Origin of the sequence: Bordetella sp. 15P40C-2, from assembly GCF_009763235.1 — a bacterium.
Taxonomy (GTDB): domain Bacteria; phylum Pseudomonadota; class Gammaproteobacteria; order Burkholderiales; family Burkholderiaceae_B; genus Bordetella_A.
The window spans coordinates 115,361-134,400 of sequence record NZ_WSJA01000003.1 but is presented as its reverse complement, the minus strand read 5'-3'; the positions used below and the strand labels follow the sequence as shown (position 1 = coordinate 134,400).

General features: G+C 60.1%; 18 protein-coding genes. 9 read left to right on the top strand and 9 right to left on the bottom strand.

Translation table 11 applies throughout. From position 1 onward, the window contains the following. Positions 1-36: 36 nt before the first annotated feature. Positions 37-954 (top strand): LysR family transcriptional regulator, encoded by a 918-nt coding sequence (locus GOQ25_RS02740; RefSeq protein ID WP_160348912.1) that lies wholly within the window; start codon positions 37-39, stop codon positions 952-954. On the opposite strand, the gene GOQ25_RS02735 is transcribed toward GOQ25_RS02740, so the two are convergent. The 3 genes from GOQ25_RS02735 to GOQ25_RS02725 form a co-directional block, all read right to left on the bottom strand. After that, positions 955-1,959, bottom strand: coding sequence for a tripartite tricarboxylate transporter substrate binding protein (locus GOQ25_RS02735; protein WP_160348911.1), 1,005 nt, complete (start codon positions 1,957-1,959; stop codon positions 955-957). A 79-nt stretch (positions 1,960-2,038) separates the two neighbouring features. After that, the gene (locus tag GOQ25_RS02730; RefSeq protein ID WP_160348910.1) at positions 2,039-3,130 is read right to left on the bottom strand and encodes a tartrate dehydrogenase; all 1,092 of its coding nucleotides are present in this window, start codon (positions 3,128-3,130) and stop codon (positions 2,039-2,041) included. A 164-nt stretch (positions 3,131-3,294) separates the two neighbouring features. Next, positions 3,295-3,576, bottom strand: coding sequence for a peptidylprolyl isomerase (locus GOQ25_RS02725; protein ID WP_160348909.1), 282 nt, complete (start codon positions 3,574-3,576; stop codon positions 3,295-3,297). Positions 3,577-3,942: 366 nt separating this feature from the next. On the opposite strand from GOQ25_RS02725, the gene GOQ25_RS02720 reads away from it, so the two are divergent. Genes GOQ25_RS02720 through GOQ25_RS02695 form a run of 6 tightly spaced genes read left to right on the top strand, consistent with a single transcriptional unit; the run spans position 3,943 to position 8,858 of the window. Continuing rightward, the gene (locus tag GOQ25_RS02720) at positions 3,943-4,614 is read left to right on the top strand and encodes an RraA family protein (protein ID WP_160348908.1); all 672 of its coding nucleotides are present in this window, start codon (positions 3,943-3,945) and stop codon (positions 4,612-4,614) included. A gap of 8 nt (positions 4,615-4,622) precedes the next feature. Next, positions 4,623-5,846, top strand: coding sequence for an aminotransferase class I/II-fold pyridoxal phosphate-dependent enzyme (locus GOQ25_RS02715; protein ID WP_160348907.1), 1,224 nt, complete (start codon positions 4,623-4,625; stop codon positions 5,844-5,846). 23 nt (positions 5,847-5,869) lie between these two features. Further along, positions 5,870-6,700: an ABC transporter substrate-binding protein gene (locus GOQ25_RS02710; RefSeq protein WP_160348906.1), complete on the top strand. Its 831-nt coding sequence runs from the start codon at positions 5,870-5,872 to the stop codon at positions 6,698-6,700. A gap of 23 nt (positions 6,701-6,723) precedes the next feature. Continuing rightward, the gene (locus GOQ25_RS02705; protein WP_160348905.1) at positions 6,724-7,428 is read left to right on the top strand and encodes an amino acid ABC transporter permease; all 705 of its coding nucleotides are present in this window, start codon (positions 6,724-6,726) and stop codon (positions 7,426-7,428) included. A gap of 5 nt (positions 7,429-7,433) precedes the next feature. Next, on the top strand, positions 7,434-8,126 hold the full coding sequence (locus GOQ25_RS02700; protein WP_160348904.1) for an amino acid ABC transporter permease: 693 nt from the start codon (positions 7,434-7,436) through the stop codon (positions 8,124-8,126). A gap of 9 nt (positions 8,127-8,135) precedes the next feature. Then, entirely contained in the window at positions 8,136-8,858 is a 723-nt protein-coding gene (locus GOQ25_RS02695; protein ID WP_160348903.1) for an amino acid ABC transporter ATP-binding protein, read from the top strand. On the opposite strand, the gene GOQ25_RS02690 is transcribed toward GOQ25_RS02695, so the two are convergent. Both GOQ25_RS02690 and GOQ25_RS02685 read right to left on the bottom strand, forming a co-directional pair. Beyond that, positions 8,855-9,760, bottom strand: coding sequence for a LysR family transcriptional regulator (locus tag GOQ25_RS02690; protein WP_160348902.1), 906 nt, complete (start codon positions 9,758-9,760; stop codon positions 8,855-8,857). The two genes, GOQ25_RS02695 and GOQ25_RS02690, sit on opposite strands and share 4 nt — an antisense overlap. 22 nt (positions 9,761-9,782) lie before the next feature. After that, a complete protein-coding gene (locus GOQ25_RS02685; protein WP_160348901.1) occupies positions 9,783-10,754 on the bottom strand; it encodes a tripartite tricarboxylate transporter substrate binding protein in 972 nt (323 codons plus the stop codon). A 235-nt stretch (positions 10,755-10,989) separates the two neighbouring features. Here GOQ25_RS02685 and GOQ25_RS02680 point away from each other — a divergent pair, with 235 nt between their 5' ends. After that, a complete protein-coding gene (locus GOQ25_RS02680; RefSeq protein WP_160348900.1) occupies positions 10,990-13,311 on the top strand; it encodes a catecholate siderophore receptor Fiu in 2,322 nt (773 codons plus the stop codon). Positions 13,312-13,425: 114 nt separating this feature from the next. After that, a complete protein-coding gene (locus GOQ25_RS02675; RefSeq protein ID WP_160348899.1) occupies positions 13,426-14,103 on the top strand; it encodes a Fe2+-dependent dioxygenase in 678 nt (225 codons plus the stop codon). Between the two features lie 37 nt (positions 14,104-14,140). Here the strand turns inward: GOQ25_RS02675 and GOQ25_RS02670 are convergent, their stop codons facing one another. The 4 genes from GOQ25_RS02670 to GOQ25_RS02655 form a co-directional block, all read right to left on the bottom strand. Further along, complete coding sequence (locus GOQ25_RS02670) at positions 14,141-15,223, bottom strand: TauD/TfdA family dioxygenase (protein WP_160348898.1); 1,083 nt, start codon at positions 15,221-15,223, stop codon at positions 14,141-14,143. Between the two features lie 34 nt (positions 15,224-15,257). Next, positions 15,258-16,562 (bottom strand): CaiB/BaiF CoA-transferase family protein, encoded by a 1,305-nt coding sequence (locus GOQ25_RS02665; protein WP_236844252.1) that lies wholly within the window; start codon positions 16,560-16,562, stop codon positions 15,258-15,260. 35 nt (positions 16,563-16,597) lie between these two features. After that, positions 16,598-18,055, bottom strand: a complete 1,458-nt coding sequence (locus GOQ25_RS02660; protein ID WP_160348896.1) for an MmgE/PrpD family protein — start codon at positions 18,053-18,055, stop codon at positions 16,598-16,600. A gap of 141 nt (positions 18,056-18,196) precedes the next feature. Continuing rightward, positions 18,197-18,955, bottom strand: a complete 759-nt coding sequence (locus tag GOQ25_RS02655; RefSeq protein ID WP_160348895.1) for a GntR family transcriptional regulator — start codon at positions 18,953-18,955, stop codon at positions 18,197-18,199. Positions 18,956-19,040 lie beyond the last annotated feature (85 nt).

Below are 19,040 nucleotides of genomic sequence, written 5' to 3'. Positions count from 1 at the left end.
TATCGCACTCATCATTCGCGGGAGGTTCAGACTTCGATGGGTCAGTCCCAGGAACTGCAGCTATTGGTCGAGTTGGTCCGCGCGGGCAGCCTGTCCGCGGCTGCGCGCGAGATGGGCGTTACCACGGCCGCCGTCAGCAAACGGTTGGCGCAGATCGAAGACCGACTGGGTGTGCGCCTGCTCAATCGCAATACGCGCAGGCTGAGCCCCACGGCGGAGGGTGAGCTGTATCTCGAGAACGCGCGGCGCATCCTGCACGATATCGAACACCTCGACCAGCTGATTGCCAGCCGTCAGACGCACCCGCGTGGTCGTTTGAAGGTGAATGCGCCGCTGGGCTTTGGGCGCACCTATATTGCCCCGGCCATCGTTATGTTCGCGCGCCATTATCCCGAGGTCGAAGTGCAGCTGCTATTGACTGACAGCCCCGGCGATTTCGTACAGGATGCTTTCGATGTGGCCATACGCTTTGGCGACATCCCGGACACGCGGCTGATTGCCCGCCGTATTGCGCCGAATCGTCGGCTGGTCTGCGCTTCGCCCGATTATCTGAAAAAGCATGGGCGTCCGATGACGCCGCAGGACCTGGCCAAGCATCAATGTATCGTGCTGCGCCAAAATGATGACCCGTATGGGCTGTGGCGTTTTACGCGCGGCAGCGAGACCGAGACGGTCAAGGTGCGCGGTGCGTTGAGCAGCAATGATGGCGAGGTCACCTTGACCTGGGCGTTAGCGGGCCTGGGTATCTTGCAGCGTGCGGAATGGGATCTCGCGCGGCATCTGCGGGCGGGGCGGCTGGAGCTGCTGTTGCAGGACTATGCCTTGCCGCCCGCGGATATCCACGCGGTGTTTCCCGAGCGTCTTCATTTATCCGCCAAGGTACGGGTGTTCATCGATTTTCTGGTCGACTATTTTCGCTCGCGGCGCCAGCGAGGCGAAGGCGCGTCCTGGTAGTCAGTTCACCTTTACGTTGGCTTCTTTCACGAGCTTGGCGTAGGTGTCGGTATCGGTCTTGATACGTTGCGCCATTTCCGCACTGCTGTCGCCAATCGGTACGGCGCCGATCTCCGCCATGCGGTGACCGAACTCGGGCGACTTCAGAATCTTGACGAGCTCGGTATTGAGTTTGGATACGACGTCAGGGGGCGTGCCCGCCGGTGCTAGCAGGCCGAACCAGGTACCCATGTTGAAGCCCTTGAGGCCAGCTTCTTGCAGCGTGGGCACATCGGGTAGCGCGGCGGATCGTTGATCGGTGGTCACCGCCAGCGCCCGTAGCTTGCCGGATTTCACGTGGGGCAGCACCGGCGTGATGGTATCGAACGACATGTCGATCTGGCCGCCTAGCAAATCGGTGGTCAAGGGGCCGCTGCCTTTATACGGGACGTGTAGTAGCGTCGCATCGCCCAGGGCCTGGAATTGTGCTCCGATCAGATGCTGGCCGGTGCCCACACCATTGGAGCCGAAGGTCAGCTTGCCCGGCGATTTACGGGCGAGATCCAGTAGTGCCTGCACGTCTTGGGCGGGAACCTTTGGGTTCACGACCAGGATGTTGGGGACCAACGCAACGGTCGTGACGGGCACGAAGCTTTTTTGGAAATCGTATTGCAGGTTGGGATAGACGCTGCTGGCGATGGTGTGATGCACCGCGCCCATCAGCAAGGTGTAGCCGTCTGGCGTGGCTTTGGCCACATAGTCGGCGCCGAGCGTGGCGCCCGCACCGGGCTTGTTCTCGACGATGACCGATTGTCCTAGCGTTTTGGACAGTTCCTGACCCAGCGCGCGCGCCAGCACATCGGTGGTGCCGCCCGCAGGGAAGGGCACGATCAGGTTGATCGGTTTGGCGGGATAGTTCTGTGCCTGTGCCTGTGCCTGTGCCTGTGCCACGGCCGCGAAGCTCAAGCCGGTCGCGCATAGCGCGGCGGTCAGCGTGGCACGCAGGGTTTTCTTTGCCAGTTTCATGATGTCTCCTCGCTTTTATCGATATGGGCCGACGGTTGCTCGCGTGGCGACCCGAAGGTCGCGGCGAGTCTTGATGTCGTTAAGCGGCGACGGCCTGCGTCGCGCTTTGTTTAAGGATCTGGCACACCGCTTCGGTCACTTGCGCCGTGGTGGCGTTGCCGCCCAGATCACGGGTGTGCAGCTCGCGGTTAGCCGTCACTGCTTCAACCGCCTGCATGACGCGGCGCGCGGCGTGGTTTTCGCCCAGGTGCTCAAGCAGCATCACCACGGACCAGAACGTGCCGATGGGATTGGCGAGGCCCTTGCCCATGATGTCGAAGGCAGAGCCGTGGATGGGTTCAAACATCGAGGGATAACGGCGCTCGGGATCGATGTTGCCCGTGGGCGCAATGCCCAGGCTGCCGGCCAGCGCGGCGGCGAGGTCGCTGAGAATGTCGGCGTGTAAGTTGGTGGCGACGATGGTATCCAATGAGGCAGGGCGATTCACCATACGGGCCGTTGCCGCGTCAACGAGTTCCTTGTCCCACTGAACATCCGGGAATTCGCGACTGATCTCGACCGCGATCTCATCCCACATCACCATGGCATGTCGTTGTGCGTTGGATTTGGTGATGACGGTGAGATGTTTACGCGGACGCGATTGCGCCAGACGGAAGGCGAATCTCAGGATGCGTTCGACGCCTGCGCGCGTCATCATCGAAACGTCGGTGGCCGCCTCGATCGGCAGGCCTTGATGCACCCGCCCACCTACGCCCGAGTATTCGCCTTCGGAGTTTTCGCGCACGATGACCCAATCCAGTTGGTCGGGCGTGCAGCGCTTGAGCGGGGCGTCGATGCCGGGCAGGATGCGCGTGGGACGCACATTCGCGTATTGATCCAGGCCTTGGCAGATTTTCAGTCGCAGACCCCATAGCGTGATGTGGTCAGGGATGTCCGGATCGCCCGCGGAACCGAACAAAATGGCATCCTTGTCGCGCAGCGCGTCGAGTCCGTCGGCCGGCATCATGATGCCGTGCTTGCGGTAATAGTCGCCGCCCCAATCGAAGTTCTCAAACTCGAAGGCAAACGATTTGTCGGTTTCGGCTAGCGCCTGCATGACGGCCTGTCCGGCGGGAATGACTTCCTTGCCGATGCCATCGCCGGGGATGGTTGCGATACGGTACGTTTTCATAGGCTGACTCCTGCTGGCGTTGATCGCCAGGTTATGCGTCAGACACTGTACCGATCGGGAATGCACGCGCACGGGCGCGGATTCAAAGCATTGTTAACCTGCAGGTTAACGTATAGATCAAAGCGCGGTCGGCGGGATAGTCCCGGCCGACCGACGAGACCGAATTAGTCTTGGCGCGACGTGACTTCGACCAGGTGATAGCCGAATTGCGTCTTGACCGGGCCTTGCACAACGTTCAGCGGGGCGCTGAAAACGACTTGGTCGAATTCGCGAACCATCTGACCCGGGCGGAACGTGCCCAGGTTGCCGCCGTCACGGCTGGACGGGCAGGAGGAGTTTTCGCGGGCGACTTGCGCGAAGTCAGCGCCGCCTTCAATGGCGGCCTTGAGTTCGTTGCATTTGGCTTCGGTGGAAACGAGGATGTGGCGGGCGCTGGCTTGTGCCATGAAGGGCTCCTGATAAACAAGTGAAGAATAAAGGACTACGGGCAAATGATACCCGCTCCGCTCGTGCGGCCTGGTAGCAGGGCTTTAGAGCGCGCTTGTGGTTGCCTAGTAACGTTTTCTAACCCTAGGACTTTCCCCTAGATGCTCCATGATGGTGCAGGCTCGACGGGCCATGCTGATAGTTGTGACCGCCCAACCACAGAACGCGTAAGTGATTGTGAAATCGAGGAAAATTTAGGCACCCGTCACGGCGGGAATACGCGCGCGGGCTTAACATTCCTAAAAGGAATGTTGAGGGTGTAGTTTAATTCCCTTTTGGCCTGTATCAGTTTTTTGCATGATCGAGTCTTCCGGAGACCGAATTCCATGCAAAACGCCTCTACCTTTACCGTCAACGCAGCCGCACCCGTGCTCAGTGCCGAGCTGGCGCAAGCTTTCCAGGGCATTGTCACGCCCCATTTGAGCGACAACCTGCACCGCCAGAGCGGCGTAGTCGGGCTGCACCGCTATAACCGCAAGGGCAAACTGGTCGGCACCGCGCTCACGGTGAAGACGCGTCCAGGCGACAACCTCTTTATCTACAAAGCCATGACCCTGATACAGCCGGGCCATGTCTTGGTGGTGGATGCGGGCGGTGACGTGAATAATGCCTGCGTGGGCGAACTGATGAAGCTCTACCTGCAGCAGCGCGGCTGCGCGGGCTTGATCGTCAACGGCGCAATCCGCGACGTGGCGGCGTTCGAGAACGATACGTTCCCCTGTTATGCACGCGGGCATGTGCACCGTGGCCCCTATAAAGATGGCCCGGGTGAAGTCAATGTGCCGGTGACCATTGGCGGTCAGGTGATCCAGCCCGGTGATGTGATCGTCGGCGATGAGGACGGTCTGGTGTCCTTTCCTGTGGCGCAAGCCGAAAGCCTGATCGAAAAAGCCCGCGCCCATGCCGCCAAGGAAGAGCGCATCATGGCCGAAATCGCCACGGGCGCAGAGCAACAAAGCTGGTTGCACCCCGTGTTGCAAGCGAAAAACCTTCTGTGAGCCGCATCATGTCCGCAAACACCACCACCGCTACATCGTTTCTCGCTCAGCGCATGAGCGTGATCAAACCCTCGCCCAGCATGGCGGCCAAGCGCCGTGTCGACCAGCTGCGCGCCGAGGGCAAGGAGATCGTCGACTTCACCATTGGTGAACCTGATCTGCCCACCCCCGCCCATATCGCTCAAGCCGGTATTGCCGCGATCCAGCGCGGCGCGGCCAAGTACACCGCGTCAGCCGGCATTCGTGAACTGCTCGTCGCTGTGCAGCAGAAGTTCCAGCGCGAGAACCAATTGTCGTTTGAACTGGATCAACTCGTTGTCGGTACGGGCGCCAAACAGTTGATCTTTTCGGCGTTGCAAGCCACCCTGAACGCTGGCGATGAAGTCATCATCCCTACGCCGTATTGGGTCTCGTATCCCGATATGGTGCTGCTCAACGACGGCAAGCCGGTCATTCTGCCGACGACCGAAGCGCAAAACTTTAAGATCACGCCTGAATCGCTGGAAGCCGCGATCACACCGCGGACCAAGTGGCTGTTGTTGAACGCGCCTAACAATCCATCTGGTGCAATCTATACCGAGGCCGAGCTCAAGGCGTTGCTGGATGTGCTCGCGCGCCATCCGCAGGTGTTGCTGATGGTCGATGAGATCTATGAGCACTTCTGTTATGACGGCGTATACATATCGGCACTGACCGTGCGTCCGGAACTTGCGCCGCGCGTCATGCTCGTCAACGGTGTGTCCAAGGCATATGCGATGACCGGCTGGCGTATCGGCTATGCCGCCGCGCCCGCTTGGTTGGCCAAGGCCATCTCGACCTTGATCTCGCAATCGACCTCGTGTGCCAGCCAAATTTGCCAGATCGCGGCAGCCACCGCGTTGACGGCCGATCAGCAATGCGTGGCCGACACGGTGACGATTTATAAAGAGCGCCGCGACACGATTGTGCGCATGCTCAACGACATTGAAGGCATGTCCTGCGCCAGCCCTGCCGGCGCGTTCTATGTGTTCCCCAATGTTCAAGGTTTTGTTGGCAAGCAAACGCCTGACGGCAAGACCATCACGAACGATCTGGATTTCGTGCACTATCTGCTGGACGCTGCCGGCGTCGCGGTTCTCGACGGCACGGCCTACGGTAACCCCGGTTATCTGCGTATGAGCTTTGCCACCGATCTTGAGACCATCAAGACCGGTTGCGAAAAAATCGCGCAGGCTTGCCGCCAACTTCAATAACACCACACGCAAGGAAGGAAATCATGGTTAAGAAGCAAATGCTGAAGTATCTGCCTCTGGTGGCTTGCCTGGGCATGGGTAGCGTCGCGCACGCTGACGCGCTGTCGGACATCAAATCGCGCGGCACCCTGGTGTGCGGCACGCTGGGTACCTCGGAGCCCTTCAGCTTCCAAGACCCGCAGACCCGTCAGGTCGTCGGTTACGAGATCGACCTGTGCAAAGCCATCGCCGACGATCTGGGCGTCAAGCTCGATGTGAAGATGATCTCGGTGGCTGCCCGTATTCCGGAACTGGCCGGCGGCCGCGTGGACGTCGTCGCCGCGAACCTCGGTTGGACGCCCGAGCGTGCCAAACAGATCGACTACAGCTACCAGCACTACGTCAGCCCGCAAAAAATTCTGCTGCGTCGCGATGATGCTGGTTCGCTCAAGACCAACGCCGATTTCGCCGGCAAGCGCGTGAGCGCGGTGGCGGGTTCGTCGTCCGAAGCGGGCGCCAAGCGTTTGATCCCCGATGTCACGACCGTGACCTTCAAGGATCCCCCGACCGCTTTCGTGGCCCTGCAACAGCGCAAGGTGTCCGGCTTTGTCGGTTCGGAACTCATGCTGTTGAAGTTCAAGCAAGACGCCGAGAACTCGCCCGTCCAACTGGAACTGATCGAAGAGCCGCTGTTTGTCGAGCCGTGGGGCATCGGCATGCGCAAGGGTGAATCCGCGCTGCAAGCCGAAGTCAACAAGACGCTGACCAAGCTCGAGAACTCGGGCGAGATGCAAAAGATCTTTGATCGCTGGTTTGGTCCGGACAGCAAGTTCCCGACCAAGCGCGTGTTCAAGGTCGAAGAAATCAAGGGTTAATCCCTCGAGGCGGGTAGCTACTTATGAACTACACATTGGATTTCGGTGCGTTACTTGATAATGGCTACCCGTCCTTGATTTGGGGTGGCTTGCTCACCACCCTGAAGATGACCTTGCTTGCCTGGATATTGGCATTCGCACTCGGCAGCCTGCTCGCCGTACTGCGCATGTTGAATATCCGGGTGTTGAACTACGTGATCATTACGTATGTGGCCTTTCATCGGAATGTGCCGATGCTCGTCCATATCCTGCTGTGGTATTTCGGCGTAGCGGCCATCATGCCGTTGGCGGTCGAGGATGTGATCAATCACATAGGCGGCGAGTTCTTCTACGCCACCATCGCTATCGGTCTGGTGACAGCGGCTTATGTCAGCGAGGATCTGCGCAGCGCGATTCGCGCGATTCCGCGCGGTCAGATGGAAGCGTCGCGCAGTCTGGGTCTGAGTTATCTGCGCACGATGCGCAAAGTCATACTGCCGCAGGCTTTCAAGATCGCCATTCCTCCTTTGACGAATCAGACGCTGCTCTTGTTCAAGAACACCAGCCTGGCCATGGCGATCGGCTTGATCGAGCTGACAGGCGCGGGCCGCGAGATCGAATCCGCGACCTTCAAGACGTTTGAGATCTATACCGTCGTGACACTGATGTACCTGGCCATTTCGCTGCTGTTGATGGTGGCGGGGGCTTATCTCTCTAAACGGGTCGCGTACGTGGCCAAGACCCGGTGACCGCCATGCTGGAAATTCTCTCGAATAACTGGTTGTTGTTGCTCGTTGGCCAGTGGCCGCACGGGCCCATCGGTGGCCTGGCCGCCACGGTGGGTCTGGCGGTGATGAGCCTGTTGCTGGCGTTCCCGTTGGGCGTATTGCTGGCGTTGGGCCGCATCAGCAGCCATAAGATTTTTTACTGGCCGGCTACGGCCGTCGTGTATCTGGTGCGCGGCTTGCCGCTCATCATGTTTATTTTCTGGGCCTATTTCTTCCTGCCGCTGTTGATCGGGAACTCCGTCAGTGGCGTGATGACGATGGTGGCTGCTTTGGTGTTGTACGAGGGGGCCTATCTGTCGGAGATCATTCGCAGCGGCATCCAGGCCTTGCCTGCGGGGCAGATGGAGGCCGGGCGCTCGTTGGGCTTGAGCCATATGCAGACGATGCGCAAGATCGTGCTGCCGCAAGCGCTCTACAACACGATCCCGAGCATGCTCAGTCAGTTCATCTCGACGGTGAAGGAAACCTCGCTGGGTTTCGTCATCAGCGTGCACGAGTTGACGTTTGCCGCCGCCCAGGTCAACAACATTTTGCTGACCAAACCGTTTGAAGTCTTCGCGCTGCTCGCGCTGACCTATTTCACGCTGAACCTGATTCTCACCGGCGTGGTCAAGCTTGTAGAACGCCGCATGAACGGCACCCGACCCGTCGCAGCCTAGGGCTCACTTATGATCGAATTCAAGAACGTCAGTAAATGGTATGGCGAGTATCTCGCCCTGGACAATATCAACGCGCGCGTCAAAAAAGGCGAGGTGCTTGTGGTGTGCGGGCCTTCGGGGTCGGGAAAATCCACACTGATTCGCACGGTCAACCGGCTTGAGCCCATCCAGGAAGGCAGCATCACTGTTGACGGCACGGATGTCTATAAGTGCGGCTCGATCGACGATATGCGCAGCCATATCGGCTTTGTTTTTCAGCAGTTCAATCTGTTCCCGCACATGAACGTGCTGGAAAATTTGATGATGGCGCCGGTGCTGCTCAAGCGTATGAATAAAGCCCAGGCGCGCGAGCATGCGCATGAGCTATTGCAACGAGTCGGCATGGGCCACAAGGCCGACGCGTATCCGGGTCAGCTCTCTGGCGGTCAGCAGCAGCGTGTCGCGATTGCGCGCGCGCTGGCGATGAAACCGCGCATCATGTTGTTTGACGAGCCCACCAGCGCGCTCGATCCTGAAATGGTCAATGAAGTGCTGATGGTCATGAAGTCACTCGCCGCCGAAGGCATGACCATGGTTTGCGTGACGCACGAAATGAACTTCGCGCGCGAAGTCGCCGATACGGTCTGGTTCATGGACGCCGGCCGTATCGTCGAACAAGCGCCGCCCAAGGAATTCTTCGAGCAGCCGCAGACCGACCGCGCACGCAAATTCCTGGCCGATATCCGTCACTAAGCCTTCAGCCCGCCATAGGGCTGAGAAAAATCCGCGACGTCGCGCGCTATGCGCGCGATTTCCTGATAGAACATGCTGTTGGATTGCTTGGTGTACATCGCGCAATACAAGGACGTCGGCATGACTTTCGTGCTACGGGCCACGATCAGCTTGCGGGTGGCAAAGAGATCCGAGAAATAGTCTTCCGGCATACACGCCACTCCGAAGCCCGCCACCGCCATGCCAGCCATGGCCTGCAGGCTGTTGATGGTGAACAGATTCGACTGCGGGGTATGGGGCGCAAACCATTCGTCGTAGATCGCGTTCAGGCCCGACTCGGGATCCTGGCGGATCACGTTCAGACGCGACAAGTCCTCGGGGGTGTAGATCTTGCTGGGCGAGATCACATCGGGGCTGCCCGCCCAGACGAAACTGACCTGCCCGATAGGCTCGGCCTCCAGATGCGGATTGCGTAGCTCGCTATGCAAGATCGCCATGTCCAGCTGCCCCTGCAACAAGCTTTGCTGCAGATGCCAGGCCAGGCCGATTTTGGGCTGCACCACGAGTTCGGGAAATAGCGTGCGCAGCTCGGTCATGAGCATGGGCAGCCATGTCATGGCCGTGATTTCCGTGATGCCCAGGCGTAGCGAGCCGGTAAAGGGCTTGAAGCCCTTTAACTTCAGCAGCATCTGATCGCGGCGACCTAACAGGTCGGCCGCCATGTTCAGCAGGTCTTCGCCCGTGCGTGTGAGCGTGGCCTTTTGCCGTCTGCGATCAAAGATCTGAATATTGAAGCTGGTTTCAAGCTCCTGTATCCGCTTGGTGATGGCGGACTGAGTGGTGTTGAGCCGCTCGGCCGCATTGGCGAAACTGCCCAGTTGGACCACCCAGTACAAGGCTTCGATTTGCTTGAAGGTCAGCATCGTGAGCCGCGTGCAACGTTGCTTAGTCTACTGACGCGCCGGAGCGCTTGACAGCCGTGCCCCATTTGGCGACTTCTTGTTCGACGAACGTTTTGCCTTCTGCCGGCGTGTAGACCAACGGTTGGCCGCCGCGCTCTTGCAGCGCCTGGGTCATCTCGGGCGACTTCAGGATGGCATTGATCTTTTGGTTGAGGAAGGTGACGACCTCGCTGGGCGTTTGCGACGGCGCGAACACCATCGCCCAACCCACGGCTTCGAAACCGGGCAGGCCCGACTCGGCCACGGTCGGCACGTCCGGCAGCTGCGGCACGCGCTTGGCGGTGGTGACGGCCAGCGGCACGGCGGATTTGGTGCCGATATGCGGCAAGGCGGCCGTGACCGAGTCCACCATCAGCGGCACATGGTTGCCGAGGAAATCCGCTTGCGCCGGGCCACTGCCCTTGTAGGGGATGTGGCGGATTTCCACCTTCGCGTCGGCCTTGAACATCTCGGCCGACAAGTGCTGCGTGCCGCCAATGCCGGCGCTCGCATAGGCCAATTCGTCCGGGTTGGCGCGGGCTTTTTCGATCAACTGGGGCAGTGTTTCGATCCCGCTTTTCGGGTTCGCCAAAAACACCAGCGGCACGGTAAATATGCCGCCCACGGGGACAAAGTCGTTTTGCAGCGAATAGCCGGGGTGGCTGTAGAGGGTTTGGTTCACGGCCGCTGCACTGCCGCCCACCACCAGGGTGTAGCCGTCAGGCGTGCTGCGCGCCACGAACTGCATGCCGATATTGCTGCCGGCGCCGGCCTTGTTCTCGACCACCACGGGCTGACCGACTTCCTTGGCCAGCTGCTCGCCCAGCATGCGGGCAAAGATGTCGGTTGCCTGTCCGGGAGGGAAGGGCACGACCAGATTGATGGGCCGATCCGGGTAGGCGGCGTGGGCGGCGCTGGCCGCGCTCAGGATCAAGCCGGCCATGATCGAGGCGAGGCGGGGTAAGCGTGACGACATAAAAGACCTATGAATGGCTGAAACAGGAATTCGAATAACTATCAGGAAGACCGAATCATAAGGCCCCCGGTGCGTGGATGGGCGTGCATTGTCCCCGGGATGGACGGCGAGATTTTCAGCTCGCGTTCAGCTTAATGTAAATAATTCCCATTTAGACTCCGATTCGCGTTTAATGCAACTTGTGATTACAGACCGCCGTTTTGGCCCTTCGCCATCCACTTTTTGAGAAGCCCGAATGCAATACATCAGAAATCGAAAGTGCGCGCCCGTTCGTATGCCCAGCCAGACCACGCTAGCCGCCGGCGCCGCGGCTTCGGTGCTAACCACGCTGATGCTGGGGCAGCCAGGCGTCGCGCTGGCGCAAACCGCGGATAACGCCGCGGGCGTCAGCACGTTGTCGCCGGTCAAGGTCATGGGAGACGACACCACGGGCTATAAAGCCGGCAAGCTGGATTCCCCTAAATTCACCCAGCCGCTGGTCGATACGACGCAGACGGTGCAGGTCATTACCAACCAGCTCATGCGCGACCAGCAGGCGACGACGCTTGCCGAAGCCATGCGTAATGTGGCGGGGGCGGGCACTTTCTATGCCGGAGAAAACGGGAATACATCGACCGGGGATGCGATCTACCTGCGCGGTTTCGATACGTCCAACAGTATCTATGTGGATGGCATTCGCGATATCGCCAGCGTGAACCGCGATATGTTCAATACGGAAGCCGTCGAGGTGATCAAGGGGCCGTCAGGGTCTGACTACGGCCGCAGCGCGCCCAGCGGCTCTATCAATTTGATCAGCAAGCAACCGAAGCTGGATGACAGCTTCGACGCCAGTCTGAGCGTGGGCAGTGCGCGCTACAAGCGTTCTACCCTGGACTGGAATCAAAGCCTGGGCGAGACCTCGGCGTTCCGGCTCAATGTCATGGGCCAGAAGACGCACGTGGAGGGCCGCGACGAGGTGAAGAACGACCGCTGGGGTGTGGCGCCGTCATTGGCATTCGGGCTCGGTACGCCCACGCGCGTCTATCTGGACTTTCTGCACGTCAAGCAGACCAACGTGCCCGATGGCGGCGTGGTCACCATTGGTCTGCCAGGCTATAGCGCGCCGAGTTCTGCGCTGTCTTTCTTGAATGACGCGTCCAAGGCGGACACGAACAACTTCTACGGCACGCAATCGGATCACGACTACATCACGACCGATATGGCGACCTTGCGGTTCGAGCACGATATCAACGAGAAGGTGACGGTGCGCAATATCACCCGCTGGGCGCGCACCAAGCAGAACTATCTGCTGACCGCGTTCATGGCGGGCGCCTCGAACCTGACCATCGGCAACCCGAACGACCCATCGACATGGTATATGGCGCGCACGCCCAACCAGCGAAACTCGAACAACCGCATCTGGGCCAACCAGACCAACGTCACGGCGAAGTTCAATACGGGTACGCTTAAGCACGACCTGAGCGCGGGGGTCGAGTTCATGCACGAGATGCAGGACACCTTCGGCATGACGGCGCCCACGCTTCCCCCCGTCAGTATCTATCATCCGGATAACAGTATCAGCGCGAACGGCATCCATAACAATGGAGCTAACTCGCACGGCACGACCGACACGATGGCGGTGTATGCCTTCGATACGATCGACCTGACAGACTCATGGCAGATCAACGGCGGCGTTCGTCTGGACCACTATCGCACCAAATTCGATAGCGCGACGGCTTGCGGCGGATCGGGCCGCGGCGCCATTGCGTGCAATGGCGCGGCCGTGGGCACGCCCATCACCACGGTCGATGAGCGCATCTCTGGCAACCTGTTGAACTGGAAACTCGGCGCCTTGTACCGGCTGACGCCCAACGGCAACATCTATGTGAACTACGGCGTGTCGCAGCAGCCGCCGGGTGGAGCGAACTTCCAGCTTGCCGCCGCCGACACTGGCAGTAGCGCCAACCGCGTGGACTTTGCCCCGCAAAAGGCCAAGACCGCAGAGCTGGGCACCAAGTGGGAGCTGTTCGATAACCAACTGCTGCTTAGCGCCGCGCTGTTCCGCACGGAGGTCAATAACGAGGTGCAGCAGGATGCCGATGGCACGTACAGTCAGACCGCCAAGAAGCGCGTCGAAGGCATCGAGCTCGGTGCGTTCGGTCAAATCACTCCCAACTGGTCGGTCAGCGCGGGCTACACCATTCAAGACGCCAAGGTTAAGAACAGCGCAGCGGTCAGCAATGATGGCTCCAACAACCTGAGCTATACGCCCAAGCACGCGTTGTCGCTGTGGAGTACCTATCGCCTGCCGCGCGGGTTCACGGTCGGTGGTGGCGCGCGTTACGTCGGCAGCATGAAACGCGGTACGGACGGCTCCGTGGGCACGCCCGATCGGGTGGAGTCGTATTGGGTGTTTGACGCGATGGCGGCTTATGAGGTCAACAAGAATCTGGACTTCCAGTTCAATGTCTACAATCTCTTTGACAAGGAGTATGTGGCTTCCATCAACAAGAGCGGGTATCGCTATTTCCCGGGCGCGCCGCGCACCGTGATGTTGACGGCCAATATTCACTATTGATGTGATCGTCGCGTGAAGCTGCCGCCGCGGTGGTGATTCCCCGCGGCGGCGCCGCGTTTTAAGATGGATGCTCATCCCGCCGGATAGCGGCGCGCGTAATCAGGAGCCTTCAGCATGCTGCATATTCCTCAAGTGCTTACCCCCGACGAGGTACGCGAGATGCGCGCTCGTCTGCACGACGCGCAATGGGTCGATGGCCGCGCCACGGTGGGCACACAAGGAGCCGTGGTCAAACGCAATCGGCAACTCGCGGAGTCGTCGGCGCTGGCTCGTGAGCTAGGCGAAATCGTATTGCGCGCGCTGGCCCGCAACCCTTTGTATTTCGCCGCCGCCTTGCCCCTGCGCGTGGTGCCGCCCTTGTTTAATCGGTATGAATCCGAGGAAACCTATGGCTTTCATGTCGATGGCGCCGTGCGCAGTCATCCGGCGGCACCTGGATGGTTGCGCACCGATCTGTCGGCCACGCTGTTTCTATGCGAACCTGACGAATATGACGGTGGCGAACTGATTGTGAAAGACTTGTATGGCGAGCATCTGGTCAAGCTGCCTGCCGGCGACATGATTCTTTATCCCGCCAACAGTCTGCACTGCGTGACAGCGGTGACTCGCGGCGCCCGTGTCGCGTCCTTTTTTTGGATTCAAAGCATGATCCGCGAACATGGTCGCAGACAGATGTTGTTTGAACTGGATCAGACCATTCAACAACTGCGCATGCAGCTGGGTGAGACCGAGCAGACGCTGTCGCTCACCAACTGCTATCACAATCTCTTGCGCGAATGGTCCGAGCTTTGAGCGGAGCACGCAATGTGCTCCGAGCGCATGACGTGCGTTAGTCCACCATCTGCGCGAGCGAGCCTTCGATCAGTTTCTTGTAGTGAACCGAGGGCAATTCGATGAGCGGTTGACGATACTGGCTCCACATCGCACGGTCCTCGGCGGTATGGAATATCTGCGGCTCGGGCATGGCGGGCCAGGTCGGCACTTCGAACCACAAGCGCAACAAGTGACGGCGATTCTCCAGTTCCGGCGCGTCTTGATAGTCGGTGCGGCCATGCACCATCATGCGGTTATTCAGGAATTGGATATCGCCTTCCTTGAAACCCATGTCCAGGTACAGCTCCGGTGAGGCCGCGACTTTGCGTACGCGATAGAGCGCTTGGGACTCTTGTTCGGTAAAGGGAATCTGACCGCTTTTTTCCGCCAGCCGCGCGTATCCCGTCGGCAGATAGCAGGTGACTTCGTCGTTTTGCTCGTAGAAAAACGGTACGCGGTCCTTGCTGAATGTGCGCGTGGCGCGGCGCCCGTCTTCGTCGGCGCGCTTCAGATAAAGGCCATTGGCCAGTGTCTCCAACAACTCGGGATATTGTTCGGCCATGACGTTATGTACCGCCAGCGCGCTTGCAATACGGCTTTCACCGCCCGATATGGCGGACTTCAGACACATCAACCCGATGATGTCGCACGAGTCGGTGTGCATAAGCTGGCCGCCGCCTTTGCGATAGCCGCGTGACTTCGGCTCGTAATCGCTCACGTCCATCACATGACCCAGGATATCGCCCAGATACGACTGGGTCATGGGCTTGCCGATATACGAACCCAGGCCAAAGTAGATGCGCGTCATATCGTCGTCGGAATACTTCTCGCGGGGCAGGCCGCGCAGCATCAGAAAGCCCCGGCCATAGCGCAAGCGTACGGTCAGTTCACGCATCAGATCACCGACCTTGTCCAGCGGGAATGTCTCGGGTGTGATGTCCGGGAAATCCACCTCGCCCAGCGACAGTAAGTGCTTTAGCGCGCGATCGATTTCTCGTAGTTCGGAATCCGAGAGGATATGCAGACCTTCCTTCATCCAATCGATGGCGGGGCCTTTCCATACGCCGGCGCCTTCGAGTTGTGTTCCGATTTTGCTCATGTTCGGTCTCCTGGACGGATGCGGCCGCAGTGGCTCATTGTTCGATAGGGGCAGCACACGCGGCTTGCGGTGCGCGCTGGGTTTGGGGGGCGGGGTGCTGGTACACGGCGCCGTCGGCGATCAGCTGCTCGAACCTGTCCTGGCCGAGCAGCTCGATCAGACATTCGGCACTGTGTTCGCCCTTCATGGGCGCGGGGCGGCGGAACTGGCCCGGCGTGCTCGACAGGCGCGGCACGATGTTGTGCATGGGCATCATGCCGATGTCGTCATCGGGCAACTGCACGAGGCTCTCGCGTTGCACCACGTAGGGGTCAACCATCAGGTGCGAGGCGTCATAGACCGGGCCCACGGTGACGTCGGCCTCTTCGAAGATGCGCAGGTTCTCGGCCAGCGTGTGACGTCCGACGAACTCACCCACGATCGCATCGACTTCTTCGACGTGTTCCAGCCTCGCGGCCACGGTGGCGTAGCGTGGGTCTTTCAGCACGTCGTCGCGGCCGATGGTGTGGAACAGGCGCGCGCACATCGTGGCCGTCGAGGTGGATACGCACACCCATTCGCCATCGGCCGTGCGATACGTATTGCGCGGTGCCGTGGTACTGGAGCGGCTGCCAGTGCGGGCCTTGACATTGCCCGTGATTTGATAACTGGCTGCCTGCGGGCCGAGCAGCGAGATCAGAGGCTCGAACAGCGACAAGTCGATGACCTGACCGCCTCCGCCGTTGAGCCGATCATTCCATAGCGCCACCATGGTGGCGTTGGCGCCATAAAGTCCTGCTGCCATGTCGCCGAGGAAGAACGGTGGCAATACCGGTTCCCGGTCGGCAAAGCCATTGATCGCGGCGAAACCCGAATAGCCCTCTACCAGCGTGCCAAAGCCTGGCCGGCGGCGATAAGGGCCGGTCTGGCCCCAGCCCGAAATCCGCACGATGACCAGCGAAGGATTGATGGCGTGCAACACCTCGGGGCCCAGACCCATATCCTCCAATACGCCAGGGCGGAAACTTTCCACCAGCACGTCGGCGGACTTCGCCAGTTCTTTCAGGATCTCGATCGCGCGTGCGTGGTGAAAGTCGAGGCAGATGCTGCGCTTGTTACGCGCATAGACCTTCCAGAACGTTTCGACGCCGCCCGACTGAAATGCGCGCAAGCTATCGCCCGAGCTGGGTTCGACTTTCATCACGTCGGCGCCGAAATCGGCCAGCTGCAACGTCAGCATATTGCCGGCGACGAGCCGCGATAAATCGACCACGCGCACGCCGTGCAATGGGCCGCGCGCTTGGGCATTGAAGCGTTTGGCGGGGAGCTTGTTGGGCAGCGGTGTTCGGGAGTTGTCCATGCTTGTCTCTTCCATCGTTAAGGGGGCGGCCGTTGTCAATGCGTGGTGACTGTTGAATTCGGGGCGAGTGCGCAGGACCGCAGAATGGCATCGACGTCTTCGCATTCATCCATGTTGCCGATCAGGGTCGCGACCTGCCGGGCGGCATGGTCGCCAATAACGGGTGCGGCCAGATGCAGAAATTTCTGTTCGACTTGCTCGTCGCTCATGGGCCGGTCAGGCTCGCCGGGCGGCTCGTCGGATTCGGCTGTCAATGTGCGGCCGTTCTTTAGTGTCACGCGAATCTTGGCCGGACGCTTGTCCGGGTAGCGCGCCTCGCAGTCTGGGTCTACCGAGGTGGTCACGCGGCTGCAAAAGGCAGTGATATCAGGGTCCGCGCGTGTGGTTTCATCGAACTCCGCCGGTGTGAGCTTGCCGCGAGCCAGCGCCGTCGCGAGTGAGTAACGCATACTCATTTGGGCGGTCGTCATCTCGCTCCATCCGGGCATGCCATGCGCGGCGGCCACGGCGTAGGTGTCCACATGAATGGCTTCGACCTCGGCCAAGGTCAGCCGATGTGCTGCGCGCAGTTCCAGCAGGAGTTCGGTAGGCGCGTGGATGTGGCGGCAGCTGGAATAGGGTTTCAAATAGCACTGCGTGACCAGGAGCTGGTCAGGCTTGCCACCGGCTTGCAGAATCTGCAGGCCGGCGTAGTCGTGCTGTCCGTTGTCTGCACCGGCATGCGAATGGAAGTAGCCGTTCGTGGATTCCAGCGCGTCAGGCGGCCCAACCAAACCATGCTTGGCCAGAATGGCGGCGAACAGTCCCTCGCGCGCGCCCAGGCCACCATGCAGACGTTTGACGTCTCCCCCATCCAGAAAGGTAAACAGGCCGGCCGACGAGCTGGCGGCGATGCCCATGGCGCTTTCCATCCCGATGGCATCGAAGTTCAATAGTTTGCCGGCCGTGACGGCGGCGGCGAATACGCCTGCCGCCGAGGTGGGATGAAAGCCGCGCCAGCGCGTCCGAGGATGGGTAGCGGCCGACAAGCGGCATGCGATTTCATAGCCTACTGTCATGGCAGTCAGTACGTCTCGACCCGATACCTTCAGGCGCGCACCCAGCAGCAACGCGGGCGGGACGACTACGCAGCCCGGGTGCATCATGCCAGGCCGATAGCCGTCATCCAGCTCCAGCCCATGCGTGGCCGTACCCATCAGGTGCGCGGCGGCCAACAGGCCCAGATCGCGCATGTCGCTGCCGGGCAGGGCCGTCGGCATTTCACTGCCCGTTTCTCCCGCGTAACGCAATGCGCCGATGACCGACAAGGTCGCGTGCTGCGGCGCGCCTGCGATAGCCGAGCCCAGGGTGTCGAGAAAATGGCGTTTGGCGTGACGGCGTGCGTGGGTGTCGATATGTTCCCATTGCAAGCCGGCGGCGAAGTGAGCCAGCGCCTTGGTAGGAGTAAACGATGCGGTGGTTTCTCTGAGCCGAGAGAGGCTTTGCTGCACCATGTTCTCCTCCGTCTTGTCATAATGAGATCATTATATCTATGGAAAAGTAAAAGGTACAAGCCTACCCGCGCGGCGGTGGCGCGGCGCGGGTAGAGAGACGAAGTAAGCGGGAGAGTAGAGAGTGAGCCAGCCGCCGTGCGTTCAGGTCGCCTTGCGGTCCAGGTTCATTTTGTAGGTAAAGCGCTTGGAGGGATGGACGTTGATCGTGACTTCGAAGGGCTCGTTTTCTTCGCAGTAATAGCGACGCACGATGCGCAATCCGGGCGAGCCTACGGCGACTTCCAGCACTTCGGCCTGCCGTTCATCGAGCTCGATGGCTTCGAGCTCCTGCTCGATGCGCACGATCTCCAGCCCGTGCCGTTCGCGTATCAGTGAGTAAAACGGCACGTCGTAGCGCGACTTGCGCGTCAGAATGTCGTCGTACGGCGCGCGGATATGAATGATGGTGTCCGCAAATACTTTGTAGGGACCGGCAGAGGAAAGATTGCAGCCCTTTATCAGTTTCCACTTTTGCCCGGCAGCGCAGCGCAGCAGTTCCCGATCGCTGTCGCGCGCGATCAGATCGCGGCGGTCCTCTACTTGAAAACGCGTGCGTTCGCCTTCGTACTGCAACACATCTTTGATTGAGCGCATGGCAACGAGGTAGCTCGCATGTACCTCGCGGGCCTCGACCCGGGTTCCCACCCCGTGCAGGGTGGAGACCAATCCCATGGAGGACAAGCGTTTCAAGGCTTCGCGAATCGTTGTCCGGCTGACCTGGAAACGTTCGATCAGCTCTGCCTCGCGCGGCAAGAGTGTGCCGACGGGAAACGTGCCGGCGCCGATTTCCCGAGCCAAGGTGTCGGTCACGATGAGATACCGGGCGCGCCCGGACGGCGGAGCGCTGGTGTGCAGTGCCATGCGTTCGTTCCTGTGAAGAATCTGTTTTTGTGTGGAGTGGCCAAGCCATGGTGATTCTACTCGAGACCGAAATCACTTATTGACC